Origin of the sequence: Nocardia sp. NPDC050630 (genome assembly GCF_044457245.1) — a bacterium.
In the GTDB taxonomy this organism is placed as follows: domain Bacteria; phylum Actinomycetota; class Actinomycetes; order Mycobacteriales; family Mycobacteriaceae; genus Nocardia.
The window spans coordinates 1-1,193 of the sequence record NZ_JBITGN010000072.1; the positions used below are offsets into that span (position 1 = coordinate 1).

The window sequence follows — 1,193 nt, forward strand, 5'->3', positions numbered from 1 at the left end:
TATCGTCGTGTTGCCGCGCAGTCCGCATGTTGTTGTCCTGACCGTCGAGCTGCGGTCGCAGCTGGAAGCGCTCACACGCCGGTCCTCGGCGCCGGTCCGACAGGTGTTGCGGGCGCGGATCGTGCTCGCTGCCGCGGACGGACAGACCAACGCCGGCATCGCATGCAGCCTCGGCGTCGATGTCAGTACTGCCCGAAAGTGGCGGAAACGTTTCTGCTGCAACGGGATCGATGGATTGGCCGATCTTCCCCGCAGCGGCCGGCCCCGCAGGTTCACCGCAGAGGTCGTTGCTGGGGTCAAGGCCCTGGCCTGCGAACTGCCGTCAATGTCCGGGCTGCCGTTGACCCGGTGGAGCTGTCCCGAGCTGGCCCGCGAGGTCACCGCACGCGGGGTCGCCGACCAGATATCGGCATCGACGGTGCGGCGGATCCTGGCCGCCGACGCGATCAAACCCTGGCAGCATCGCTCCTGGATCTTTCCCCGTGACCCGTATTTCGCGCGCAAGGCCGCCCGAGCGCTGGACTTGTATGCGCGGATGTGGGAAGACGAGCCACTCGGCGCCGACGATTACGTGCTCAGCGCCGACGAGAAACCCGGCGTCCAGGCCCGCCGCCGCGTATGCCGCCCTCTGCCACCGGCCGCCGGTCGGCCGATGCGGGTCGAATCCGAATACCGCCGCGGCGGCACCCTCGCGTATTTCGCCGCCTACGACGTGCACCGCGCCCACGTCATCGGCCGCTGCGAGCCCACCACCGGGATCGAACCGTTCTCCCGGCTGACCACCCAGGTCATGACCCAAGAACCATATGCAAGCGCCCGGCGAGTGTTCTGGATCGTCGACAACGGGGCCTCACACCGCAACTGGGCAGCAGCGGCGCGTCTCAACGACGCCTACCCCAACGCGCACATGGTGCACCTGCCGGTGCACGCGTCGTGGCTGAACCAGGTGGAGGTCTACTTCTCCGTCGTGCAACGAAAAGCGTTGTGCCCCGACGACTTCGCCGACCTCGACGAGGTCGCCGACCGGCTGCTCGCCTTCCAGCAGCATTACAACAACACCGCCCGCCCGTTCGACTGGACCTTCACCCGCGACGACCTCAACCAGTTACTGCACCGCCTCGGCCACCACGACCTGCACGCACCCCGACCGCTCGCGGCATAACCCCCGACGAACTAACGGGCGCACCCACTAG

General features: G+C 67.6%; 1 protein-coding gene. It reads left to right on the forward strand.

What is annotated here, in order from left to right:
- On the forward strand, window positions 1–1,162 hold a 1,162-nt coding region (locus ACIBG0_RS42265; RefSeq protein WP_397041303.1), incomplete at its 5' end, for an IS630 family transposase.
- Window positions 1,163–1,193 lie beyond the last annotated feature (31 nt).